The organism is Candidatus Binatia bacterium (genome assembly GCA_023150935.1).
In the GTDB taxonomy this organism is placed as follows: domain Bacteria; phylum Desulfobacterota; class Binatia; order HRBIN30; family HRBIN30; genus JAKLJW01.
The window spans coordinates 40,978-64,447 of the sequence record JAKLJW010000029.1 but is presented as its reverse complement, the minus strand read 5'-3'; the positions used below and the strand labels follow the sequence as shown (position 1 = coordinate 64,447).

General features: G+C 66.6%; 17 protein-coding genes and 1 pseudogene. 7 read left to right on the top strand and 11 right to left on the bottom strand.

The window, feature by feature from the left end; translation table 11 throughout:
• Window positions 1-542: 542 nt before the first annotated feature.
• Window positions 543-794 (bottom strand): annotated as a pseudogene (locus tag L6Q96_16380) (DUF2442 domain-containing protein).
• Entirely contained in the window at window positions 778-1,014 is a 237-nt protein-coding gene (locus L6Q96_16375) for a DUF4160 domain-containing protein (protein ID MCK6556134.1), read from the bottom strand. Before L6Q96_16375 ends, L6Q96_16380 begins: the two are co-directional and overlap by 17 nt.
• 261 nt (window positions 1,015-1,275) lie before the next feature.
• Between L6Q96_16375 and L6Q96_16370 the strand changes: the two genes are divergently transcribed.
• Complete coding sequence (locus tag L6Q96_16370) at window positions 1,276-1,500, top strand: DUF86 domain-containing protein (protein ID MCK6556133.1); 225 nt, start codon at window positions 1,276-1,278, stop codon at window positions 1,498-1,500.
• Window positions 1,501-1,791: 291 nt separating this feature from the next.
• Here the strand turns inward: L6Q96_16370 and L6Q96_16365 are convergent, their stop codons facing one another.
• The 3 genes from L6Q96_16365 to L6Q96_16355 form a co-directional block, all read right to left on the bottom strand.
• On the bottom strand, window positions 1,792-3,090 hold the full coding sequence (locus L6Q96_16365; GenBank protein ID MCK6556132.1) for a CSLREA domain-containing protein: 1,299 nt from the start codon (window positions 3,088-3,090) through the stop codon (window positions 1,792-1,794).
• Window positions 3,091-3,548: 458 nt separating this feature from the next.
• Entirely contained in the window at window positions 3,549-3,764 is a 216-nt protein-coding gene (locus L6Q96_16360; protein MCK6556131.1) for a hypothetical protein, read from the bottom strand.
• A 359-nt stretch (window positions 3,765-4,123) separates the two neighbouring features.
• Window positions 4,124-4,453 carry a zf-TFIIB domain-containing protein gene (locus L6Q96_16355; GenBank protein MCK6556130.1) on the bottom strand — a complete coding sequence of 110 codons (330 nt, stop codon included), beginning with the start codon at window positions 4,451-4,453 and terminating at the stop codon, window positions 4,124-4,126.
• Between the two features lie 113 nt (window positions 4,454-4,566).
• Here L6Q96_16355 and L6Q96_16350 point away from each other — a divergent pair, with 113 nt between their 5' ends.
• Genes L6Q96_16350 through L6Q96_16340 form a run of 3 tightly spaced genes read left to right on the top strand, consistent with a single transcriptional unit; the run spans window position 4,567 to window position 8,860 of the window.
• Window positions 4,567-5,301 carry an ABC transporter ATP-binding protein gene (locus L6Q96_16350; protein ID MCK6556129.1) on the top strand — a complete coding sequence of 245 codons (735 nt, stop codon included), beginning with the start codon at window positions 4,567-4,569 and terminating at the stop codon, window positions 5,299-5,301.
• A 5-nt stretch (window positions 5,302-5,306) separates the two neighbouring features.
• Window positions 5,307-7,670 carry an ABC transporter permease gene (locus L6Q96_16345; GenBank protein ID MCK6556128.1) on the top strand — a complete coding sequence of 788 codons (2,364 nt, stop codon included), beginning with the start codon at window positions 5,307-5,309 and terminating at the stop codon, window positions 7,668-7,670.
• Between the two features lie 2 nt (window positions 7,671-7,672).
• Complete coding sequence (locus L6Q96_16340; protein ID MCK6556127.1) at window positions 7,673-8,860, top strand: HlyD family efflux transporter periplasmic adaptor subunit; 1,188 nt, start codon at window positions 7,673-7,675, stop codon at window positions 8,858-8,860.
• 57 nt (window positions 8,861-8,917) lie between these two features.
• Here the strand turns inward: L6Q96_16340 and L6Q96_16335 are convergent, their stop codons facing one another.
• Entirely contained in the window at window positions 8,918-10,924 is a 2,007-nt protein-coding gene (locus tag L6Q96_16335; protein ID MCK6556126.1) for a response regulator, read from the bottom strand.
• Window positions 10,925-11,368: 444 nt separating this feature from the next.
• Between L6Q96_16335 and L6Q96_16330 the strand changes: the two genes are divergently transcribed.
• The gene (locus tag L6Q96_16330; protein ID MCK6556125.1) at window positions 11,369-11,929 is read left to right on the top strand and encodes a hypothetical protein; all 561 of its coding nucleotides are present in this window, start codon (window positions 11,369-11,371) and stop codon (window positions 11,927-11,929) included.
• Between the two features lie 21 nt (window positions 11,930-11,950).
• Here L6Q96_16330 and L6Q96_16325 read toward each other — a convergent pair whose 3' ends face one another.
• The 5 genes from L6Q96_16325 to L6Q96_16305 all read right to left on the bottom strand — a co-directional run bounded on the left by L6Q96_16325 (window position 11,951) and on the right by L6Q96_16305 (window position 19,990).
• On the bottom strand, window positions 11,951-13,153 hold the full coding sequence (locus tag L6Q96_16325) for a YihY/virulence factor BrkB family protein (GenBank protein MCK6556124.1): 1,203 nt from the start codon (window positions 13,151-13,153) through the stop codon (window positions 11,951-11,953).
• The gene (gene mdoH / locus L6Q96_16320) at window positions 13,150-15,780 is read right to left on the bottom strand and encodes a glucans biosynthesis glucosyltransferase MdoH (protein ID MCK6556123.1); all 2,631 of its coding nucleotides are present in this window, start codon (window positions 15,778-15,780) and stop codon (window positions 13,150-13,152) included. Before mdoH ends, L6Q96_16325 begins: the two co-directional genes overlap by 4 nt.
• Window positions 15,777-17,318, bottom strand: a complete 1,542-nt coding sequence (locus L6Q96_16315; GenBank protein ID MCK6556122.1) for a glucan biosynthesis protein G — start codon at window positions 17,316-17,318, stop codon at window positions 15,777-15,779. The genes mdoH and L6Q96_16315 overlap by 4 nt, the downstream gene beginning before the upstream one ends.
• A gap of 112 nt (window positions 17,319-17,430) precedes the next feature.
• Complete coding sequence (locus L6Q96_16310; GenBank protein ID MCK6556121.1) at window positions 17,431-19,452, bottom strand: 3-hydroxyacyl-CoA dehydrogenase NAD-binding domain-containing protein; 2,022 nt, start codon at window positions 19,450-19,452, stop codon at window positions 17,431-17,433.
• 169 nt (window positions 19,453-19,621) lie between these two features.
• A complete protein-coding gene (locus L6Q96_16305; protein MCK6556120.1) occupies window positions 19,622-19,990 on the bottom strand; it encodes a DUF2845 domain-containing protein in 369 nt (122 codons plus the stop codon).
• Between the two features lie 234 nt (window positions 19,991-20,224).
• On the opposite strand from L6Q96_16305, the gene L6Q96_16300 reads away from it, so the two are divergent.
• A complete protein-coding gene (locus L6Q96_16300) occupies window positions 20,225-22,183 on the top strand; it encodes a hypothetical protein (protein ID MCK6556119.1) in 1,959 nt (652 codons plus the stop codon).
• A gap of 133 nt (window positions 22,184-22,316) precedes the next feature.
• Window positions 22,317-23,450, top strand: coding sequence for a YCF48-related protein (locus tag L6Q96_16295; protein MCK6556118.1), 1,134 nt, complete (start codon window positions 22,317-22,319; stop codon window positions 23,448-23,450).
• Window positions 23,451-23,470 lie beyond the last annotated feature (20 nt).

The following is a 23,470-nucleotide window of genomic DNA, read 5'->3' as shown; positions in this document are numbered from 1 at the left end:
GCCTTCCGCGTCCACCCGGCGGGTTTTCCGAACCCCTTTGGGCTACTGGGTATTCTCCGCTTAGCGCCGGATCAGGGTTCGCCGTGGACGCCATACACCTATCTCAGCGAAGCGGTACACGTACTCGTACTCGGACTGAGGGCACGCAGCGATGAAGTTGGACCGCGAGCGGTTGGACGTTTGCGAGGAAGTGGCCGTGTACGAGTACGTGAACGAGTACGAGTACGGAGGAGAGGCCGGCTCGGCGGTACCCGCAGATGGAGTGCACGCGACGCGCAGGAGAGCGCGCGCGATATGGCCGGGGGGGGCGGTGGGACATCCGCTCGCGCCCACCGGAGCGGTGGGTGTCCAGCACCCCTCCCCCTCGGAAATCCCAGCCGGACCGCTTAGAAGCGTAGCCGGCTGCCACAGTCGGGGCGGTTCAGCACGTCCACTGCAAACGTTGGCGGTCAGCCGCGCGCGGCTCTCTTGCGCGTCGGCTGGACGCGCTTCGGCGGTTCACCGCGGCTTATGCGTGGACCAGTTGCTCGGCGCCTCGGCGCCGGGCGACGCGCCGGGGCGCCGTGAAGCATCCCTTCGACGCTGATGTCCTCGTCGACATCAGGCCAGTGCACCCCTTGGCCGGCGCCGATGAGTCGGAAGTTCGCGCGTTGTGCTGGCGTTGCCTCGGCCAAGCGCCATGACCAGGCAAGCGGCACGCTGATGACTCGGCCATCCGCGAGGCGCGCGACGATCTCATCCTGGGTGACACGCACGTCTTCGATACGCGGGTCACCGCTAGCCACAGTGTTCATACCATGCCTCCAGAATGCGAGCGCGGTGGGCGTTCATGATGTGTCGAATGAGGTTCAACTCCCGGGCGCTGAAGCCATGACTGCGGGCCAACGCGAGCGGCTCAAGCCAGAACTTGCAGGTCTTCCTCTCCCGCTCGACATGCACATGTGGCGGCTCGTTGCAGTCGAAACTCGTGAAGAAGAACCGATAGGGACCCGGGATACCGGTGATTCGTGGCATTCAATCGCGCTGCTCCGAAATGACACCCTAGCACATCGCGGCTGGTGGCCCTCAATCGACCGGGTGATCGGGTGGATAAACCTTGTCGCCTTCCGGGGTGCGGTGGGGGGGCTGTGGGGTGGCACTCGTGCACCAGCCAGTTGACAGTGACCGCACCGTGAATATTTGGGGACGCGAGCCGGTGGTCAGCCCTGTCAACAACGGCCGCGGGCCCCGTACGCATCGTGACCCGGTACGCTCAGGTGCCCGTCGTGGGGTGGAATGGTTCAGGATGCGGTCATCCGAAACCTCGATATCGTCGGTGAGGCGGTGAAGAACCTATCTGCTGACCTGCGGGCGGGGCACCCGGAGGTGCTGTGGCCGCGGATCGCCGGCATAAGGGACGTTCTCATCCACGGCCACTTTGGCGTCCGCCTGGAGACGGTATGGAACGTCGTGGCCCTGCGGCTTCCAGAACTGAAGGGGGTCAGAAGGACATCCACCTAATCGCTTGGTAGCGGAGGGGGGGTCGGTGGGACATCCGCTCGCGCCTGCCGGAGAGATGGCGCCTGCCGGAGCGACGGGTGTGGTGGCGCCGGCGAGGCGGGGGCAATGTCATTAACTTAGACGCGCCATACCCACGTGCGTCGTCGCGCCCTATTGCTGCGCGAGCAGCAGTAAACAACGCTCATCCTTGAGCTTCTGGAAGGCTCAACCCGACGGGTGGGGGAACGTATCGCCGGCGCCCGTTCCGCCAGAGGGGAGCGCACGGTCGGGATCGCCGCCGGGGTGACGGGTTCACTCGGCCTCGTATGCGCCGCTGTCACACCACGGGTCCGAACGCGGGAAACCACGCTGATCGGTTGACGGGCACGCACCCGAGTCAGCGGCCCCGAGCGCCGGGCTGGGTCCGGCGCAGGACGGGTCCGGGACACCAACACCGGTGCACAGCGGATGAACAGGGATCCCGTCACCGGTGTCGGTTAGGGGTGCGATACCGAGGTCAGGGACGACCGTCCAGTTCGTGTCTCCCGGTCGTCCGCAGGAACTATCGTCGCTGAGGTTACCGCCGCCCTCCGGCTCCGCCGATCCGCAGTTTCGCCCCTCCGAGCCGCCGACGATGGTGTTCTCGACCACGATCACTCCCGGCCTATTGACGTCGGAGAAGCGCGCCAGGTTGCTTGATGCAAAGCGCGATTCCAGCGTCACGTTACCCACAATGGTGCAGTTGCGGATGTGCCCCCCGCTGATTGCGAGGCCGCCGCCCATGTTCCCCGAATTGCCGCTGATCGTGCAGTTTTCGAGCGTCGACACATTACTGTACAAGAGGGCGCCACCGGATACTGTGGCGGCGTTGTTGCGGAGCGTACAGCCCCGCAGGGTCAGCGAGCCTAGCGAGAAGGCACGGATAGCCCCACCCGTCCCGGCGGTGTTACCGGCGAGGGTCACAGCGGACATGAGGAGGGTCGGATTGGCCATGCTGCGATCGCCAACTCGCATGCCTCCTCCGTGAGAGGCGTGTCCGTTCCGGATAGTGAGACGCTCGATGGTGACCGCGCCCGCGAGGATGTCGATGACCCGATCGGTTCCGTTTCCGTCGAGCACGGTCGTGGCCGCACCCGTGCCCTCGATCGAGACGTCTTCGGTGATGTCCAGGTCTCCTGTAGCCGCGCTATCCTCCTCGTTCCCAGTGCGGGTCAGCACGTACACGCCGGCCGGGATTGCGATCTCATCGGGCCCGGGATGCGTGTTGGCGGCAACGAACGCCTCTCTTAGAGAGCAGTCGTCATCGCAGTACCCATCGGCCGTGTCATCGGTCTTGGAAACGAGAAACCGCTCCGGACAGCCCGTGAGGGCGTTGTTGACCGCCACAACGATCTCGTCGATTGAGATGTCGCCGTCGCCGTTGGCATCGCTCGACGCACAGGCGTCGAGCGAAAGACTCCCCTGCGCGATGTTGACTAGCGTCACCAGGGAGTCGGCGGTCACCTCGCGTTCCGCACCGCAGCTCCCGACGCACGGCAGGGTCGCACCGGCATGTGCCGGCAAGGTCATTCCGAGTATCCCTGCCCACAGCATCAGCGACTGCTTGCGCATACGGGTTCCACTCCCTGCGAGTGCACGGCGCCGTGCGGGTAACGGTCCATTCGGACTCACCGCTATCCCTCACGCCGCGGTCGATGAGCATTGACGATACGCGGCCGTACCGCGTTCCTCAAGCGCGAAGCATGGACGTGTGGACGTGGGTGGACGTGAGATGGACGTGAGACACCCACGCATGGACGTGAGACACCCACGCACGCCGGAGCGATGGGTGTCCAGCACCCCTTGCTGGGCCCGTAATCGAGGCGACGGGATCGGGCTGCCGTGCCGCGTGCGTCGCGCCGAGTCTGGCCTGGATTCACTCTGACGATACCGAGTAGCGCTTCAGCTTGCTGCCCCGGTGCGAGTTGTTCGGCTTCCACTCCGCGCACGTACTCAGCGAAGCGGTACACGTACCCGTACACGGACTGGGGGTAGGCAGCGATGAAGTTGGACGAGGGGCGGTTGAACGATTACGAGGGAGTGGCCGTGTACGAGTACGTGAACGAGTACGAGTACGGAGAAGAGGCCGGCTCGGCGGCATCCGCAGATGGAGTGCACGCGACGCGCAGGAGAGCGCGCGCGATATGGCCGGGGGGGGGCGGCTTGAACCGATCGGGGTCGGAATCGGAATCGATGACGACATGAGCTGCGGCCGCGAGCGACTTGAGGTCTACCGAGTCTGCCATCGAGTCCGCCGGCTGGGCACACCGGGCAACGGATCGATACCGATACCGACCGCGATCCCGAGGGGAAGTCGCTGCCAGCAGGCTTCGACCGGCCCGCACCCCACCGGAAGACCGATCACGACGACGCGCGAACGAGATCCATCCCCCGTCATCCAGACGTACCCCCAGTTCCCAGCCCGAGCCCCGGCCCGGTTTGGCCTGGCGTCGGGGCACGGGCGGGGGCTCGGGTGATTCATGACCCTGGGGGAGTGTCTCGCCCATCCACACCAATCGCACCAATCGCCGGTGGGTGTCTCGCCAATCGCCAATCGCGCCAATCGTCTCGTCCGAAGCCTGCCACTCCATTTGCCGGCGCGCTCTCAGGCGCCGACTAATGCCGCGAGTTCGCCGCCGTCGAGCCAGATGCCGCGGCACGCGGGACAGGTGTCGACGACCACGTTGCGGTTCATGGCGCTGAATACCCGCAGCATCGCCGTGCCGTCACGCGGGCAATCGCCCCGGCGTGCGGTTAGATCGCCGGCATCGTTTCCGCGCGCCAGCGGACGCAGCGCGGGCGCGTCGGCCGCAAGCAGGGCGCTCAGCTCGCGTTCGTCGAACCAGAGGCCCTTGCAGGTGCGGCACTGGTCCACCTGCGTCTCCTTCACCGTCGTCGCACTCAACGTGGACGTCTTGCACTTTGGGCACAACATGCGACCTCCGTATCGCAACCCCGCCCCGCTGGCGAGAGCGGCCCGACTTACCTCACTGCTGCGCTTGCATTCCGGCATCGATCGGGGATGCTCAGGCTCCGGCAGGAAACGGGATGAGCGACGACCACGGCACGGCGACGGAGCGGGAGGCGGTCTTTCAGGCCCGCGGGCTCGCCAAGGTTTATCGCATGGGCGACGTCGAGGTGCCGGCGTTGCGCGGCGTCGATCTCGACATCTTCCGCGGCGAGGTGCTGGTCGTGCTCGGCCCGTCCGGCAGCGGCAAGTCAACCCTGCTGAACATCCTCGGCGGGCTCGACGTACCCTCCAGAGGCACCGTGCGCTTCCTCGACCACGATCTCACCGCGGGCGATGAAGCGGCCCTCACCCGTTTCCGCCGCCAGCATGTCGGCTTCGTGTTTCAATTCTACAATCTTATTCCCAGCCTGACGGCGCTGGAGAACGTCGCGCTCGTCACCGAGATCGCCGAGCGGCCCCTCGACCCCGACGAGACCCTCCGCCTCGTCGGGCTCGGCGCACGGCGCGACCACTTCCCGGCGCAGCTTTCCGGCGGCGAACAGCAACGGGTGGCGATCGCGCGCGCCATTGCCAAACGCCCGGACGTCCTCCTCTGCGACGAGCCGACCGGGGCGCTCGACGCGCAGACCGGACGCCTGGTGCTCGAGGTGCTCGAACAGGTCAATCGCTCCCTGGGAACGACGACGGCCGTCATCACCCACAACGCGGTGATCGCCGGCATGGCCGACCGGGTCATCCGCATGCACAGCGGCGCCATTGCCGAGGTGCGGCGCAACGCCCAACGAGCGCGGGCGTCCGATCTGGAGTGGTGAGCCGCATGAGCCCTCTGAACCGCAAGCTCGTGCGCGACCTGTGGCACCTGCGCGGCCAGGTGACTGCCATCGCCGTGGTCGTGGCCGCGGGCGTGGCCATCGTCGTGACCATGCGCACGGCGTACGAGTCGCTGGCCGAGTCGCGCTCGAACTACTACGCGACGTATCGCTTCGCGAATTTGTTCGCTTCGCTCAAACGCGCGCCGCAGTCGCTGGCGCGTAAGATCGAGGCGATCCCGGGGGTCACCCGCGCCGACACGCGCCTGGTCGCCGACGTCACGCTCGATGTCCCCGGCCTTGCCGCGCCGGCGACCGGGCGCCTCATCTCGATACCCGAGCGTCAGCAGCCGATCGTCAATGACGTGCATATCCGGCGCGGACGGTTCATCGCCCCCGGCCGGCGCGACGAGGTTCTCGTCAGCGAGGCGTTCGCGCTGGCGAATGGCCTCGATCTCGGGTCGGAGATCGGTGCCGTTCTCAACGGCCGCTGGGCAACCCTGCGCGTTGTCGGCATCGCGCTGTCGCCGGAATACGTCTACGAGGTGCGGCCCGGCGATCTGTTCCCCGACAACCGACACTTCGGCGTGCTGTGGATGGGCCTGGCCGCCATGGAGACAGCCTTCGACATGGACGGCGCGTTCAACGACGTGGTCCTGATCCTGGCGGCCGACGCCAATCCGGCCGAGGTTACGGTGCGCCTGGATCGGCTGCTCGATCGTTACGGCGGCCTCGGGGCGGTCGGGCGCGACGACCAGGTGTCGCACCGCTTTCTGTCGGACGAACTGCGGCAGAATCGCATCTTCGGGACGGTGCTGCCGGCGATCTTTCTCGGCGTGGCGGCCTTTCTGCTGAACATCGTGCTGTCGCGCCTGGTGGCAATGCAGCGCGAGCAGATCGGCGTTCTCAAGGCCTTCGGTTACGGACCGGTAACGGTGAGTCTGCACTACCTCGGGTTTGCCCTGGTGGCCGTGACGCTGGGTGCGGTCGCAGGCACCGCGAGTGGCCTGTGGCTCGGGGCGGAGCTAAACCGCATCTACTCCGAGTTCTACCGCTTTCCGGTCTTTCGTTACGATCCGGGGCCGACCGTGGTGCTGATGGCAATTGCGGCGAGTGCCGCGGCCGCCCTGTTCGGCGCCGTGACCGCGGTGCGGCGGGCGTGGCGGGTGCCGGCGGCGGAGGCGATGCGCCCGGAACCCCCAGGGCAGTTCCACGCCGGTTGGCTCGAACGGCTTGGCGCGCAACGGTGGGTTCCGCCGGCGACCCGCATGATCGCGCGCAACATGGCCCGCCGGCCGTTGCGCGCGGTCATGTCGATAACCGGCCTTGCCTGCGCGGTGGCGATTCTGCTGCTCGGCCGGTACTTCGTCGATGCTATCGAGTACCTTGCCGCCGTTCAGTTCGCTCTGGTGCAGCGCGACGACATGACCGTCGTGGCGCACGAGCCTTTGCCCGCGACGGCGCGGTACGAGCTCGCCCGCCTGCCCGGAGTTCTGGTCTCGGAGTCGTACCGCGCGGTTCCCGTGCGCCTGCGCAGCGGGCACCGGTCGCGGCGTACAGCGCTTATGGGGCTGCCCCCGGACGCCAGCTTGCGGCGTCTGCTCGATCGGAACCTCGAGAGCGTCGCGCTCCCGCCCGAAGGGCTGGTCCTGACCAAGATGCTGGCCGACATTCTCGAAGTGCAGCCCGGCGACACCGTGCTGGTCGAAGTGCTGGAAGGCAGCCGGCCGAAACGGGAAGTGCCGGTGAGCGGGCTCGTGGACGAGCTGATCGGGTTGTCCGCCTACATGGACGTGCGGGCCCTCAACCGACTGATGCACGAGGGCGGGACCGTGTCGGGCGCTATGCTGATCGTCGAGACGGAGCGGATGGCGGAGCTGTATGGGCTGCTGAAGCGGCTACCTGCAGTGGGCGGTGTGCTGCAGCGGGAGACGACGCTCGAGAGTTTCGAAAAGACAATCGGCGAAAGCATGGGGGTGTTCACCGGCGTACTGGTTGGCTTCGCGTGCGTGTTGGCGGTGGCGATCGTCTACAATGCCGCGCGCATCGCCCTCTCGGAGCGCGGCCGCGAGCTGGCGAGTCTGCGCGTCCTTGGTTTTACCCGCGGCGAGGTGAGTCGCATGCTCCTGGGCGAGCAGGCGTTGCTGCTCGCGGCGGCGCTGCCGATCGGTGTCGCCCTCGGGTACGGGACCAGTGCGCTCATGGCGTGGACCTACCAGTGGGAGTTGTTCCGCCTGCCGCTGGTTCTCACGCCGGCGACGTACGCGTTCTCGGTCGGGGTGGTGGGCGTGGCGTTTCTTCTCTCGGCGCTGCTCGTGCGGCGCCGGCTCGACCGCATCGACCTGGTCGAGGTATTGAAGTCGCGGGAGTGAGTATGGCCGGGTGGCGACGGTGGATCCCGATTGGGGTCGTAGTGGTGGGCGCCGGTGCGGGCACGGCGGTGTTGTTGCGTCCGCGACCGGTGCGGGTGGACGTGGCGGTGGCCGCGCGGGGGCCGTTGCGTGTGACCATCGACGAGGACGGCGAGACCCGCGTGCGCGAGCGGTTTGTGGTGGCGGCGCCGGTGGCGGGGCATCTGGCGCGCATCGACTTGAAGGCGGGTGCGGAAGTGCGTGCGGGAGAAGTCGTGGCGCGGCTCGATCCGCTGCCGTTGGATCCGCGCTCTCGGGCGGAAGCGCGGGCGCGGCTCGAAGCGGCCGAAGCCGCCCAACGCGAGGCGACAGCGCGGGTCGCGCAGGCAAGAGCATCGCTCGAGCAGGCGACACGCAGCGCCCGGCGCGCCCGGAAACTCGCCAAACCGGGGACGATCTCCCCCGAGGAACTTGAACTGGCGGAGCTGGCCGAAACCACCCGGCAAAAGGAGGTCGAGGCGGCGCTGTTTGCGGCCAGCGTGGCGGCGCACAACGTCGACGCTGCCCGGGCGGTGTTGCTGGCGCCGGACGGCGCGACGGCGGCGAGATGCGGGAGCGAGCCCTGCGTCGAGGTGCGATCTCCGATCAGCGGACGCGTGCTGCGCGTCGCGGAGCCGAGCGAACGCGTGGTGCCCGTGGGAACGCCGCTGCTGGAGATCGGCGACCCGATGGCGCTCGAGGTCGTGGTCGATGTCCTGTCGGCCGATGCGGTTAAAGTCCATCCCGGGGCGGAGGTGGTGTTCGAGGATTGGGGTGGGGAGCGTACGTTGCCGGGACGCGTGCGGCTGGTCGAACCCTCGGGCTTCACGAAGGTTTCGGCGCTGGGGGTCGAGGAACAGCGTGTCAACGTGATCGCCGACTTTGCCGAGCCTCCGGCTGCCCTGGCGGACGGCTATCGACTGGAGGCGCGTATTGTCGTGTGGGAAGGGCAGGGCGTACTGACGATTCCGGCGAGTGCGCTGTTTCGTCGCGGGGGCCAGTGGGAAGTGTTCGCGGTGGTCGACGGCTACGCGCGACGACGCCCCGTTCAGGTCGGCCATCGGACCCCACAAATGGTTGAGGTGAACGGCGGGCTGCAGGCGGAAGATGTCGTGGTGCTGCACCCGAGCGACCTGGTCGGCGACGGCACACGCGTGACGGCGGCAAACTGAAGTGGCGGAACGGGCCGCGGGCCCGCCCGATATCTGAAGCTGGCCGCGCGGCCGCGGCTACCGGTGATGGGCCGCGATCGGTGCGGCGGTGTCCGCCGCGCCCGGCACGACTCTCTCGATCACGGCAAACAGCGTCGTGGGCTGCACGGGTTTGGATACATACGCGTCCATACCGGCGTCCAGGCAGCGCTCTGCGTCGCCTTTCATGGCGTGCGCGGTCATGGCGACGATCGGGATACGGCTGTTCGGCGGGGCAGCCTGACCCGAACGGCCGCCGTCGCGTTCGCGGCGGCGAATCTCTCCGGTGGCTTCGAGGCCGTCCATTTCCGGCATCTGCACGTCCATCAAAATGAGATCGAAGCGGTCGCGATCGAGGGCATCGAGGGCGGCGCGCCCGGTATCGGCGAGGACCACGGTGTGCCCTTGACGTTCCAATAACCGACATGCGAGGCGCTGATTGACGGTGTTGTCTTCGGCGACGAGGACGTGCAGAGGGCGTGACGATCGTGCCGGCACGGCCGGCGGCGGCGCCGCGGCGGGTGTCGCCGCAGGTACGGAGGAGTTGACCGGGTACGACGAGTTGCGCAAGCCCAGAGTCACGAGCAGCGCATCGAGCAAGTCGCTACGCTTGATCGGTTTCCGCAACCACGCCGCGACACCGAGCGAGCGCGCCCGTTCCGCTGCCCCCTGCAAGTCGGAGGACGACAGCATCATGATGGTCACCCCGTTCAGGTACGGGCGACGGCGGATGTTTTCCACAAGCGCAAACCCGTCCTGCTCGGGCATCTGAACGTCGAGGAGGGCCAGCGAATACGGAGTGCCGTTCGACCGTGCCACTTCGAGCTGCGCGAGGGCACTCTCGGCATCGGCGACGCATGTCGGTTCCATGCTCCACTGACGTAGCGTCTGTTCGAGGACGCGGCGGTTGATCGGGGTGTCGTCGACCACCAGCACGGGGAGACCGCGGAGGTACTCTAACTCGCGAGGGACCTCGGGCGTGACCGCCGGCCGCCGGCAGCGGATCGTGAACTGGAACCGGCTGCCGCGGCCGAGCGCGCTGTCGACCCACAAGCGCCCGCCCATCAGCGCGACGATCTGCGAGGCGATGGTCAGACCCAGGCCGGTGCCGCCGTAACGGCGGGCCATGGAGCCGTCCGCCTGGGCGAAGGCCTCGAAGATGAGTCGTTGCTGCTCGGGAGCGATGCCGATACCGGTATCGCTGACCGTGACGTGCAGGTCGAGGCCGTCGGTGGCGTCGTCGAGATCCGGAGGAGCCGTGCAGGTGAAGCGTGCGACTTCGACGGCGACCCGGCCGCCGGCTTCCGTGAACTTGATGGCGTTGCCGACGAGATTCAGAAGGACCTGGCGGAGCCGGCCGGCGTCCGCGACCAGCACCGGCGGTACGTCCGGAGCGATCGTCCACGCGCACGCGAGGCCCTTTTGTCGGGCTCGCAGAGCGAGGGGTCGCATGGTTTCGTCGAGACTCCGAGCGAGGGTGAACTCGCTCGGGCAGAGGTCGAGTTTGCCGGCTTCGATCTTGGCGAAGTCGAGGATGTCGTTGATGACCGTGAGCAGTGCGTCGGCCGAGCTGCGCACCATATCGAGGTACTCGCGCTGCTCGGTAGAGAGGTCCGTGTCGAGAGCTAGCTCGGTCATGCCGATAATGCCGTTCATCGGCGTGCGGATCTCGTGACTGACGTTGGCGAGAAACTCGCTCTTGGCGCGGTTAGCAGCCTCGGCGGCGCTCTTGGCTTGCTGCAATGCGGCTTCCGCAGCCTCGAACGCTGCCGATCGCGCCTCGGCCCGGTGTAGCTCCCTGGCGACGCGCTCTCCCTCGTGGCGAAGACCACGAGCCGCCAGTACACCAGCGGTTGCCAACACCCCGAGGGTCAGTCCTCCGACCACCCGAGCGCCGCCACCGACAGCGATGCCATAACCGGCCGCAGCCACCAGGGCCAGGATTGCCGGCGCAGCGAGGTCCGCATACCCCAGGCGCAGCGCGTGCTCCGCGAAGCTCCTGAAGCGACCCCAGGCCGGCGCTTCTCCAGCACCTCCGATCGCCATGCTCACGCGACCGGTCCCGTTGTTTGGCCGTGATGACGAGCCGCCATTCTCACGCGCTTGTCCTCCCGAACGCGAGATGACCGGTCAGCAAACGCCATGCCATGCGCGCGCAGATATTGAGCCTTCACTGGCGGCGCCGTTCGCAGACTACGAGTCGGGTTACCGTGCGCCACAAAACTGGCGTTCACGCCCTAACGGTGGCGGTTCCTTTGCCCGCGCGAGATCTGCTGCTAGAGGGCGTGTCGTCGATCGCCGCCGTGGGTTCTTTGGAAAAGCCCGTGTTGGACCGGTCGAAGAACATGTTTTTGGACGTCGGCGAAGGAGGTCCCGGGCCAGGAAATCGGCGGTTTCGGGATAACGGGGCGAGTTCTATTGGGACGGTGCACGGCGCGGCCGGGTGCGTAACCGGATTGGGCAAGGATGTTTGCAGGGAAAAGAGGATGGATGGTTGTGAGGACGCTGGCCGGGGCGGTGGCGCTGTTGACGGTCTGGGGCTGCAGCGTGTCCCGCCAGCGAGAGGATGCGTCCCGGGGGGTCGTGACCGACCAACCGGATCCGCAGGAAGCAGCGGCGACTTACGTCGCCGAGCTAGCTCCGTACCTGACGCGCGTCGAGGGGCGTTGCCAGACCGACCTCGTCCGGTCGCGCTTCGTGGCGTACTTCGGGGACGGCGAAGTGCGCTACGTCATCGAGCAGACCGATGCGAGCGAGCCCGGGGCGGCGGTGGCGGTCAACGAGTATTTCTTCGCCGCGGGTCGCTTGTTCCACTATCACGAAAACCGGCGGGCAATGGCGCGCCACGACGGTTTTCCGAACGCAACGGCGGTCGTGTTGCGGCTCAGCTTCGACGATACCGGGGCTCTGTCGCGCGCGACCCAGACCGTGGACGGCGTGCCGACAGCGGTGACCGACGACGAAGTCATGGCGGTGCGCCGTCACGTCGAGCACCTGCGTCTGGCTGCTCGCGATGCCTACCTGCGCGGCCGCCGCACGGTGCGACGCTGACACGTTCCGCAAGTGCGGACATCAGCCCCCCCCAACCACATCCGTCAGCCGCAACGCCGCCCACGCCTGCGGTCCCGACGTTTCGACGAGACGCAGGGCGGCGGTAACGGCGGTGTCGAATTGGAGGTCGAGGCTGGGTGTCGGGAGCAGCGCGGCGAGATCGGCGAGTGGAATCTGCGCGGGGTCGCGAGTGAGCACGTAGCGGCCGGAGGCGCCGTCGACGGCGGCGAGCCAACCGCGTTCGACCAGCAATGTGGCTACGGCCGTCAGCGCGCCGGGGTCGAGACGGAGGTCCCGCGCCACCTGTCTGATCTCGACGCCGGCAGCGCTGCCGGCGAAGGCCCGGGCGGCCCGCACGAGGAGTTGCAGCGCAGCGCCGGCGGCCCACGGTGGGGCTGGGTCGGCGGCGGGGCCGTCGGCGCCGAACTCTGCGATCGCGGCGATTTCAGCCCCGACGAGGACAACGATCCAGCTCACGTAGAGCCACGCCATGGTCACCGGTACCTGTGAAAGGGCGCCGTAGATGGCGTTGTAGTTCGCCATGCCGATCTGGAAGCGGACGTAGGCGAGTTGCACGAGGTGCCAGGCGAGTCCGGCGACGACGGCCCCGATCAGGACCGCACGCGGTGCCGGCCGGCGGTTCGGCATCACGCCGTACAGCATTGCGATCGCCGCGGCGTTCATTGCGACCGGAACCACGCCGAGGGCGACGACAAATGCCCGGCTCAAGTAGTCGACGCTGCGGATCCACTCGATCACCTGCTGGACCTGCAGCGACGAGGTGACGGCCACGGCGGCGAGCAGCAGGAACGGCGTCAGCAGGACGACGGAGAGGTAGTCGCTCACCTTGCGCCACACCGAACGGCCATGCCGCACCCGCCAGATGTGATTGAAGGTCGATTCGATCGTACCGAGCACGCCGACCACGGTGAGCAGCAAGGCGGCGGCGCCGAGTGTCCCGAGCGTGCCGACATTGGTGCGGTCGATGTACCCGACGATCGTTGCGGTGGTCTCCGGCGTCAGCGACAGCCGCGACAGGAGCAAGGGCTCGAGACGCCGCTGCGTTCCGAGGCCCTTGAGGACGGCGAACATCACCGCCAGCAGCGGAACCAGCGAGAGCAGGGACGTGTAGGCGAGCGCCGCCGCGCGAACAAGACCGTCGTCCGCCTCGAAGCGGCGCCCGACGGCGAGGATGAACCGCGCGAACTGGCGCGCCGCTTTCATACCCGTCCGGGGCGGCCCCAGCGGCGGACGCGTTCGTGGTCGCTCTCGGCCCACACCTTGTCGTGCAGGTCGTCGACCAGATCGGGGTCGCCGAGCAACACGCGACGCTCGCGGGGAGCGAGCGCCGCCGCTCCCGCGGAGAGGGCGTGTCGGAGCAGCGTGGCGCGCGTCGCCCGGATCGAGGCGCGCAGCGAGCGCCGGCGCCCGAGCAGGCCCCGGTGCAGGGCGTGCGTGTAAGGGTCGACGGCGACACGGACGACGCCGTCGTTCTCGGCCGGTGGCCGAGTCGCGGCGCGTCGCTGCGCCGCCTCGTATTCGCCATCGAGCTCGCGCAGTTCGCGCGGCCGGTCGCTTTCTTCGGGGATGAGGAACAGCTTCCAGGCGCGGGCCCGTTCCCCCAGACCGATCCGGCTGGCGAGTACGGATACCGGCACCGACAGAATCAGGGCGCCGATAATCGGGGTGACCCACCAGAAGTAGCCCGGATTCAGCAGGTAAAGAGTGGTACCCCAGGCGCTTGCGAACAGCGTGTCGAAGCCGTGGTGGCGTATCGCTTCGCCCCAACCGGTCTCCGCGTCCTCCCGACCCTGCGACTTCCAGGTCACCGTGCGGCCCATGAGGTTCTGCACCACGAAGCGGCTGTGGAACACCATGCGGATCGGCGCCAGAAGGCTGGAGATGACGATCTCGCAGAGGACACTGAGGGTCAGTCTGGCCAGGCCTCCGTAAGAGCGGGCGTTGCCGTTGCGGGCAACCACGAGGACGATGCTGAGAAACTTGGGCAGGAACAGAATGGCGCCGGTGACCGCGAGCAGGGCGAGGGCCCAGTTCGGGCGCCACACCGGCCAGGTCGGGAACAGGCTCGCGCCGTGGGGAAAGTACTCGTGCTCCGCCAGTGCGTTCTGCACCGCTTCCACGGTGCTCAAGGTCAGGAAGAAGAACCACAGCAAAGCGGAGACATAAGACAGGACGCCATTGATGAATAGCGCGCGGTGGGCGCCGAAAAGGCCTTCGGTGAATAGCAGCCGCAGGTGCTGCAAGTTGCCCTGGCACCAGCGGCGGTCGCGCTTCATTTCCTCGAGCAGCGTCGACGGTACCTCCTCGTAACTGCCGTCGAGGTCGTAGGCGAGCCAGAGCGTCCAGCCCGCCCGTCCCATGAGGGCCGCCTCGACGAAGTCGTGGCTCAGGATCTCGCCGCCGAGCGGCGGTTTGCCGGGTAGCCGCGGCAGCGCGCAATGCTGCATGAACGGCTGGATGCGGATGATCGTGTTGTGTCCCCAGTACTGGCCGTCGCCGAGCTGCCAGTAGTGCAGGCCGGCGGCGAACATCGGGCCGTAGACGCGAGTGGCAAATTGTTGAATGCGGGCGAACAGGGAATTGCGGTTTACGGCGGTCGGTGCCGTCTGAATCATGCCGGCCTGGGGATGTTTGTCCATGAGTCGGACCAGCCGGACGAGGGTCTCGCCGGACATGACACTGTCCGCGTCGAGCATGATCATGTAGGGGTACTTGCGCCCCCACCGGCGGCAGAAGTCGGCGACGTTGCCGCTCTTACGCTTCAGGCGGACTTTCCGGCGGCGGTAGAAGATATGACCGAAGCCGCCGACTTCGCGGCCCCAGCGGGCCCACGCTTCCTCTTCTTTCACGTAAGTGTCGGGGGAGTAGCTGTCGCTGAGGACGAAGAAGTCGAAGTGGGGTAGACCGCCGGCGCGCTCGAGCGAGCGATGGATTGCCTTGAGGCCGGCGAAGACGCGATCGACGGGTTCTTCGCAAATCGGCATCACGATGGCCGTTCGCCCACTGGGGGCAAAAGGGCCGGCGTCGGCTGCATCGAGCCGGGTGATGGCGTAGCGATCGCGCCTGACGGTGAGCAGGAAGAAGCCCAGCAGTGCGGTCCAGAAACCGATCGAGATCCAGCCGAACAGGGCGCCGAAGACATGGACGATGACCACCTCGAGCCACGTGCTGCCCTGGTGGGGCAGCACGTTGACCATGAAACCGCTGGCGACGACGCTCGGGATAAGGACCAGGAAAAGAAACAGCAAGCGTCGCCTGCGGGCGGCGCCGATCCACGGCAAAGCCCGGCGTTGTACGCGCAGGGCGTGCCCGCGCGGCGCGTCGTGCGAATCGGAGCGCCGGCCTCGCAGGCGGTTGAGGACGCGGCGCCCGATACGCCGTTCGATGTGTTCAGGGACCATCGCGCCGCGAGCGAGCGGCGGGGTCGACGCAAAGGGAACCGGACCGGCTGCGCAAAGTGAGGTGCCGGTGGCGGGGACGTGGGCATCGACGCTGCCGGTAGCTGCAACCTCGAGGCGCCAGGCGAGAAAGGGGTCGGGGACGGCGGCGTCCTCTGGACCAGGCCGCGGATATCGGTCGGGAACAAGCTTGCGCAATGCGCGCATGGTTTCGGAGATCGCGTCGCTGTCGGGCTCCCAGCGTTCGCGGTCCAGGGCCTGCTCGACGGCGGTGTCGGCGAGCGCATCGCGATCGGCGGCGGGGACCGCCAGTGCATCGAGGTAAGCGACGGCGCGGTCGTGCGCTTCCTTCCAATCCTGGACGAGGCGGTCGCTCCCGACGCGGAAGAGGCGGCCATTGGCCGCGGATGGTGGCGTAAGTGCGCTGCTCACGGCAATACCGGATAGGACCAGGTCTCGGTGAGGGCGTCGCGGTCGTTGGCGAGAAAGGCGCGCAGCTCGACGACCTTCTTCGGTTGTAGACGTCCGACCTGGAAGCTCAGGCGCCAGCCGCCGGCGTGCGGGTTCTTGAGCACGTGCTGGTCGAGTACCATGGCCACGGTGTCGCCGCCGGCGACGGCGATTTCTCCGCGTGGCGGCCGATCTGCCGGCAGGTCCGCCAGCGCGCCGCCGGCGAAGTCGATGACGAAGCGCACCGTGTCCTTGCCGGTGCCGGCGTCGCGACGGGTGGCGACCGCGCGGCCGCCGGGAGGCAGGGCGGGGTCATCGCCGTACCACACCAGCGTGTACGCGTAGCCGAAGGGCTCGTGGTGTTTGGGCTGCACGGCCGGAGTCCAGTACGCGACGATGTTATCGTGGACGTCAGAAGCCGTCGGCAGCTCGACCAGTTCGACGGCGCCCGCGCCCCAGTCCCCCCGCGGTTCGACCCAGGCGCTGGGGCGAAGTTCCGAGTTGGCCTCGAAGTCCTGGTAGCTGGCGAAGTTGCGGTCGCGCTGGATGAGGCCGAAGCCGCGCGGATCGGGGAGCTGGAAGATGCTCAGATGCGGCCCGTGCGGGTTGTCGAGCGGCCGCCACAGCCATTCGCCAGCTCGGGCGTGCAGGAGCAGGCCATCCGAGTCGTGCACCTCGGGGCGGAAGTCGTCGAAGTACCGGTTGGTATTCTCGCCGTGAAAGAACATGCTGGTGAGAGGCGCGATTCCCAGCTTGCCGACTTTCTTGCGCAGGAAGAGCCGCGATTCGACGGCGGTGGTGGTACGCTCGCCGGGTCGAAGCACGAAACTATAGGCGCCGGTGATGCTCGGACCGTCGAGCAGCGCGTAAATCGTCATCTCTGTGGCGGCGGGTTCGGGCTGTACCAGCCAGAACTCGCGGAAGTACGGGAACTCCTCGCCCGACGGAGCCAGGGTGTCGATGGCGATACCCCGGGCCGAGATTCCGTAGACTTCTTTCCGCCCGAGGGCACGGAAATAGCTCGCCCCGAGAAACACGATCACCTCGTCATGGTAGGCGGGGTTCTTGATCGGGTAATGGATGCGGAACCCGGCGTAACCCAGTTCCCGGGGGATCCGGGCGGCGAAGGTGTTCTTGCCGTAGTCGAAGCGCCGGGTCTCGAAGGGCAGGGACTGCACGCCGGCGGGCGTAACGACGTTAATGTGTACGGTGCGGTCGTAGTACATGCCCGGGTGAAAGAACTGTACCTGGAAGTTGGACTGACGGTCGCGCCACAGGGCTTGATCGGGGCGGAAGCGAATGTCCCGCCACTGGTCGTAGTCGATGTCCATCATCCACTGCGGGACCTCACCGCGAGGATCCTTGAACGGTTGGGTCGACATCTGCTGGGCTTTCGCCGCCACGTCGTCGAGGTCGAAGGCGCGGGCCGACGGGGTGAAGAGGAAGAGGGTCGTGATGACGAGGGAGAAGACCAGTGGGCGGAGCCGCGCAATGGGCCGGCCGAAGGTTACGCGCTGCATGCCAGAACCAGCGCTCGTCTCTTCCTCGGAAGGTAGGGGAGCCGAAGGGTCGAACGGCGGTGGAGCCGGGGGGAGCATGCTCATGGCGATGCGGGGGGGGCGCCGGGCCGGTTTACCAGCCGCGCTGCTGGCCGTAGAAGAGCGGGCCACCGAGGAACATGGCGAAGCCGATGCCGAGCACGAAGGCGAGGTCGGCTTCCTCGGCTGAGTCGACGATGCCGCGTTCGAGCAGTTCCTTGGCCTTGTTGTACAGAGCGCGCGTACAGCGTTCGACGATCTCTTCCCGACCGGCCACACGGCTCCCGCGGTTCGGCACGAGTTCGGCAAGGCCGGCCCATTCCCCCCGTTTCTTGCCGTCGGTGTAGTCGTAGAAGCCGGCACTGGTCTTCTGGCCGAAGCGTTTGGCCGCGCGCAGTTTCCACACCAGCGGTTCACGGACGGGTGGGGTTTCGGCCGCGATGGTGTCGAACATACCGGCGGCAATGTCGAGCCCGGCGGCGTCGCCTAGCTCGAAGGGGCCCATGGGGAAGACGGTCTCGCGCATCGCCGCGTCGACGACGTCGATTGGAGTGCCCTCGCAGTACAAAGTGTCGGCGGCGTCGAAGTATGCCGCCAGACCCGCGTTGACGAGGAAGCCGGGCGAGCCGTCGCGCAGCAGGACGGGGGTCTTGTTGATCTTGCGTACGAAAGTATGGGCCGTGGCGACGGCGTCGTCGGTGGTGGCCGCGCCGCGGACGATCTCGACGAGCTGCATGGTGGGGTGTTCCGCCGGGCTGAAGAAGTGCAGGTTGAGGAAGTTGGCGGGATTGCCGCCGCCTTCCTTGAAGTAAGCGGCGAGCATGCCGGGTCCCATGGAACTCGAGTTGGACGCGACGAGGGCGGTGGGCTTCATGACCTTGCCGAGGGCACGGTAGAACTCGGCCTTGATTTCGCGGTTCTCCATCCGCGCCTCGATGACGAGGTCGCAGTCGGCGAGCTCTTTGATTGCCGTGGCGACAGTGACGCCGGCGACGCGGACGTCGACCTGGGCTTCGGTCATGCTACCCTTCTTGAGGGCGCGGCCGTACTTGGCCTTCAGTTTGGCGGGGACGGCGCTGGCGAACTGCTCGAGCGGCACATGGCCGACGACTGCGTACCCGGCTTCGAGTGCCAGCCAGCCGATCGCGTTGCCCATGAAGCCGTCGATGCCGTCGATGCCGACCTTCTTGATCTCGCCGGCCTTGCCCTGGAACGACTTCGGCAGCTTCTGCACCTTCTGCATGGTGAAGAAGAAACGCATGCCGGCCTTGCCCTCAGACGAGCTGGCGACCTCGATGAAGTTATCGCGTTCGAGCTTGATCGCGTCGCGCAGGGGAAGCGTGGCGCCCCGGGCGATCACGTCAAGGGCGACGTAAGGGGCACGCGGGTTGGGGCGGTTCATGGTCGCCTTCTGGATCATGGGCAGGACCATCGGCTTGAGCGCTTCGCCCTGAGCGAGGTCGGCTGGAACGGGTCGCTGTCGGGTGGGGAGTGTATCGGTGAGGAAGCGGGCGGCGAATGCTTCGGGGTCCTCGCCGGCGGGGATTACCGCATCGATCATGTTGATCGCGGCGGCCTGTTGGGCAGGGAAATTCTTGCCCGTCAGGATGGCGGTGAAGGCGGCGTCGCCATTGACCGGGTCGGTGGGGTTGAGGAGGCCGGTGCGGCGGGGCAGCCGTTGCGTGCCGCCGAGGCCGGGGAAGATGTTGAGACGGATCTCCGGGAAGCCGACCGTGGACTTCTCGGTGGCGACGATGGCGTGGCAGGCGAGGGCCAGCTCGTAGATGCCGCCGAGGGCGATGCCGTCGAGGAGCACGACCCAGGGGAACGGTCCCTCTTCAATGGCGAAGAGCTGCACGTTGCCCTCGTCGATGAGCTGTTCGAGCTGGGCGCGGGAGCTGCCCATCAGCTCGCCGATGTTAGCCCCGGCGCCGAGGCCGAACTTGTTGCCCTTGAGAATGACGCCGGCCAGCGGCGTCTTGGCATGTATGGCCGTTAACTCGGCGATCGAGGCTTTCAGGTCTGTTATGGCCTGGACCGACAGCGTGTTCATGGCGCCCGAATCGAAGGTGACCCAGGCGATGCGGTTCCGGACCTCGTGGGTGAACTGGCTCATGAAGAAGTACTCCTCGGGTAGCGGCCGCACGCCGCGGGATGCGGCCCGTCTGTGCAAACCCGCCGAGGTCCGACCAGCATCGTCGACCGGGCGCCGCGGGACCGAGCCTCAATAAAGGACAACGGCGCGGCGCGCAAATGGGGGAGTCAGGGGCGCGCGGGTTGGGGTGTCACGCGTCCGGTATGTCGCGTTCCAGCGCAGGCGGTGGTGGGACGTTGCCGGTTTGCAGTCCGCTGACGACGCCATTTTCGAAGCGCACGAAGAAGACGAAGCGTGTCGGGCCGTAATCGTACACCCACTCGGGTTGCGGCACGACTATCAGGGGCTCGACGAAGGTGCCGTCGGGAAGGTCGGCTTCGGCAACCCGGGTCTGGTCCCACTCCTGGACGAGGGTCGGCGGGCCGCACATCGCGAGGACCTGATCCTGAGTATCGCCGACCTCGATTGCGCCCATCGGACACATGATCTGGCCGTCGGCGGATATGGCGATGGTTGCCAGTAGACCGCAGATACCCATGATCAGCGCGCGATCACGCATGATTGATACCCTCCTTCACGTTTCGGAGCGGCGGCAAAGTAGGCCGCTGCTGCGCATCTGCAGGGTACCACAGGGTGTCGAGGCGTGCGCGGATTAGCGAGGCGAATCCCGCCGGTTGGGGGGGATGGCAGAATTGACTTGACAACGGCGGATGGGCTGACATAGGGAACGCGAGCGTAATTCGGCGGATAGTCACCCGGAGGGGGGGCTGCGGAACGATAGAGGAGGGTCGTGATGGGACGATCGAGGCTTGGGGTTTGGGGGGCCGTGAGCATTGCGTTGGCCTCGCTCGTGGTCTGGGTGGGGCCGGGCGGTGCGGTACCAATAGATAAGGAAGGCGAGATCAAGCTGGGAGTGCGGGCTTACGGCAACGCCCGTATCGGTACGGAGGCAACCCAGCAGACCGCCTTCTACCAGATCATCAACGGCGCCAGGACGCTGGCCTGGCGCAACTGGACGTTCCCGCCGTCCGCTGCCGGGCATCTGAGGCAGAACCGGTACTTCGTCGAGGCGGAGCTCGACCACGAGTTGAATAGCCTCGTCAAGAAGGGTGTCGGGCCGCTGACGTTGATAAACCTGCTGCCGTTCAAGATTTCCGGTCTCAAGTATCGGCTAACGTACCGGGGCGAATGGGACAGCCTGTACGACTGGGGTCCGAAAGAGTACAGCACGGCCGATAGCTGGGACTACGCGATCGATAAGCGCATCGGCCTGCGCAACGCCGCGACGGGAAGCGTGGTGAACGTGGCCAAGGGCCGGCAGCGGCTACGCAGTCTGGCCTCGCAGCGCAACCGTCTCTTTCAGTGGTTTGTCGAAGGCACGGCGGGCCCGCTGTTCGTGCGCTTCGGTCGGCAGATCCTGTCGTGGGGTGAGACCGACGGCTTCCGGCTTCTCGACAACATTAACCCGATCGACTCCAGTTTCGGCGGCTTCCTGATCTCGCTGGACGAGCGTCGGGTGCCGCTCGATATGCTGCGGGCGCAATATGCCATCGGCAATATCGGGCCGTTCTCCGAGGCCTTTCTGGAGGGCTACGCGGCGATCGACAATAAGGTGGCCTTCGTGCCGGGCACGCCGGCCGGTTCGCCGTGGACCCTGCCCAACGCCGCCCCGAGCGCGACGACACAGACGTTTAACATTGCCCCGGCGCAGACGTTCAACAACATGCGCGGTGGCGGTCGTTTCGTGTTCAACCTGTCCGACGCGACCTTCAGTCTGGCGCAGTACTTCACCTTCTTCGACACGCCGGGAGTGCAGTCGCAGGTGAAGCCGGGGTATCCGTTGCGGGACGTGAACAATCCGCTAAGCCCGGCCTCGGCATTCCCCGGCGGCTTCTCGGCGCAAGCGTTCACGACTGCTCCGATGGTGAGTATCACCGGTGCGTCGACGACCTTCGCACTGCCGTCGCTCTACACGATCGTCCGCAGTGAGGCGGCGTATTTCAATAATGAGCCGCGCTTTTCGCAGTTCGGGCTGGACCCGTTCATGTACGGGTTCTACTTCCGTACCTGTCAGGGTGGGCCGTACACCGGCCAGGCCTGCACGTCGAATGCGCAGTGCGGCGGTGCCCAGTGCGGCGGCGGCGCGAACGGGCAGAACGTGGAAGACTGCCGTCCGTTCCGGAAGTGCTTCGCGGATCGTGCTCGGGTCTTCGGTGCCGGCGTCAACCCCACGGGTGGCCGCCGCACCGGCAAGTCCTTCAACTACGTCCTCGGCCTGGACATCAACCAGTACATCCGGTTCCTGAACCCGAACCAAACGTTCTTCATCTCGACGCAGTTCTTCTGGAAGCACCTCTTCGATCCCCTGCCGCGCACGAAGCTGCCGGGCCGCATCCCGCTCCAGGGCGAGGTGCTCCCGGTACTTGCTGCCGACTCGATCATCGATCGCCCCGATCTGCGCACTTTTGGGGCCAACGACCCGGATTTCGTACATCAACCGACCGACTCGTTCCTGCACACGCTGTTCATCGGCACGGCGTACTTCAGCGGCAAGGTCAACCCGGGTTTTCTCTTCTTCTACGACTGGGGCGGGGCGTACGTGTTCCAGCCGTCGATAGGGATAGTGCACGACCCATTCCGTTTCGTGATGGACTACAGTATTCTCAGCGCGCATACCCTGAAGGGTGGTAGCGGCGTGAGTTTGTTGAGCGATCGGGACAACATCCAGTTCAGGATAGAGTACGTGATCTGAGAGGGGCTACGCGCTGGCGGTGCGGTCGGATGGGGCGTTAGGAGGCTGTCGACGCAGAGGTGCTTCCGTCGCTTCGGCGGGAGCGCGCGGGCTCCGGACGGCTGGACAGGGCCGGGTTCCGGCGCTTTCCGGAATGACGGTGCACGATGCGGACGGGTTCTGGTTCGACGACCTGACTGGAATACAGAAAGGATTTTCGGGATTTCGTATGCGTAATCTGGGAACCGCCATGCGCGCCGGAACCGCGCACCGGCTTCGAGTAGCGCTGGGGACGGTGGTGGTGCTGATGGCGGGGTTGGTGTGGCACGCCGATGCAGCGTTGAGGGAGTGGACTTCCGAGCAGTTGCGGCAGAACCTGTATGCGACGTGTTTCGTCGACGACAAGGAAGGTTGGGCCGTCGGCGATTTGGGACGCATCTTCCACACCAGGGACGCGGCGCAAACCTGGACCCTGCAGTCGGCCGGTACCACAAAGCCGTTCGTCGCCATTGCCTGTCCGGACCGCTCGCAGTTGTTCATCGCGGGTCAGGCCGGGGAGATCGCCACCTCCACCGACGGCGGCAACACGTGGGCGATGCAGAACAGCGGCACCACCCGACAGCTCCTCGATATGTCCTTTGCGAACGCGCAGCGCGGGGTGGCGGTGGGGGATTTCGGGACCATCGTGCGCACCGACGACGGGGGCAAGACCTGGACGACGGTGGCGTTACCAACCGATACGAAGTTGCCCGAGGACGTCGCCGAGCTGGTCAGGCCGGGTGACGTCGTCGTTTACGGGGTTTCGTTTCCCGACCCCGATCATGTCTGGCTCGTCGGCGAGTTCGGCGTGATTCTGAACTCGACTGACGGCGGACAGACCTTCCATCCGCAGACCAGCCCGACCGAGAGCAGCCTGTTCGGCGTCCACTTCGTGGATGCGCAGCGAGGCTGGGCGGTTGGGCTCGAAGGAACCTTGATTGCGACTACCGACGGCGGTATGACGTGGGCCAAGCAAAAACTCGACGCGCCATACGGGTTCAGTCTGGCGCTATACGATGTGGACGTCCGGGGACAATACGGCTGGGCGCTTGGCAACAGCGGGTTACTTTACGGCTCCCGGGACGGGGGTACGACGTGGCAGTTGATGGACATGGCTCCCAAGTATCGCAGCGGGTGGTTTCGGGGGATAAGTCTGCTGGGGGACGGGCGCGGGTACATCGTCGGCGCCCGCGGGTTGGTGGTGACGTTGGACCGCGAGTCTTTCACCGCGCTCAAGAAGACGTATTAGCTCGCGCCGCGGTCCGTGCG

Excerpts from the sequence above, each read along its gene's own strand:
- L6Q96_16345 (MCK6556128.1), top strand. The coding sequence starts at position 5,307 with ATGAGCCCTCTGAACCGCAAGCTCGTGCGCGACCTGTGGCACCTGCGC.
- L6Q96_16335 (MCK6556126.1), bottom strand. The coding sequence starts at position 10,924 with ATGGCGATCGGAGGTGCTGGAGAAGCGCCGGCCTGGGGTCGCTTCAGG.
- L6Q96_16340 (MCK6556127.1), top strand. The coding sequence starts at position 7,673 with ATGGCCGGGTGGCGACGGTGGATCCCGATTGGGGTCGTAGTGGTGGGC.
- L6Q96_16315 (MCK6556122.1), bottom strand. The coding sequence starts at position 17,318 with ATGCAGCGCGTAACCTTCGGCCGGCCCATTGCGCGGCTCCGCCCACTG.
- L6Q96_16305 (MCK6556120.1), bottom strand. The coding sequence starts at position 19,990 with ATGCGTGATCGCGCGCTGATCATGGGTATCTGCGGTCTACTGGCAACC.
- L6Q96_16355 (MCK6556130.1), bottom strand. The coding sequence starts at position 4,453 with ATGTTGTGCCCAAAGTGCAAGACGTCCACGTTGAGTGCGACGACGGTG.
- L6Q96_16365 (MCK6556132.1), bottom strand. The coding sequence starts at position 3,090 with ATGCGCAAGCAGTCGCTGATGCTGTGGGCAGGGATACTCGGAATGACC.
- L6Q96_16375 (MCK6556134.1), bottom strand. The coding sequence starts at position 1,014 with ATGCCACGAATCACCGGTATCCCGGGTCCCTATCGGTTCTTCTTCACG.
- L6Q96_16360 (MCK6556131.1), bottom strand. The coding sequence starts at position 3,764 with ATGGCAGACTCGGTAGACCTCAAGTCGCTCGCGGCCGCAGCTCATGTC.
- L6Q96_16295 (MCK6556118.1), top strand. The coding sequence starts at position 22,317 with ATGACGGTGCACGATGCGGACGGGTTCTGGTTCGACGACCTGACTGGA.
- L6Q96_16330 (MCK6556125.1), top strand. The coding sequence starts at position 11,369 with ATGGTTGTGAGGACGCTGGCCGGGGCGGTGGCGCTGTTGACGGTCTGG.
- L6Q96_16325 (MCK6556124.1), bottom strand. The coding sequence starts at position 13,153 with ATGAAAGCGGCGCGCCAGTTCGCGCGGTTCATCCTCGCCGTCGGGCGC.
- L6Q96_16300 (MCK6556119.1), top strand. The coding sequence starts at position 20,225 with ATGGGACGATCGAGGCTTGGGGTTTGGGGGGCCGTGAGCATTGCGTTG.
- L6Q96_16310 (MCK6556121.1), bottom strand. The coding sequence starts at position 19,452 with ATGAGCCAGTTCACCCACGAGGTCCGGAACCGCATCGCCTGGGTCACC.
- L6Q96_16350 (MCK6556129.1), top strand. The coding sequence starts at position 4,567 with ATGAGCGACGACCACGGCACGGCGACGGAGCGGGAGGCGGTCTTTCAG.
- L6Q96_16370 (MCK6556133.1), top strand. The coding sequence starts at position 1,276 with ATGGTTCAGGATGCGGTCATCCGAAACCTCGATATCGTCGGTGAGGCG.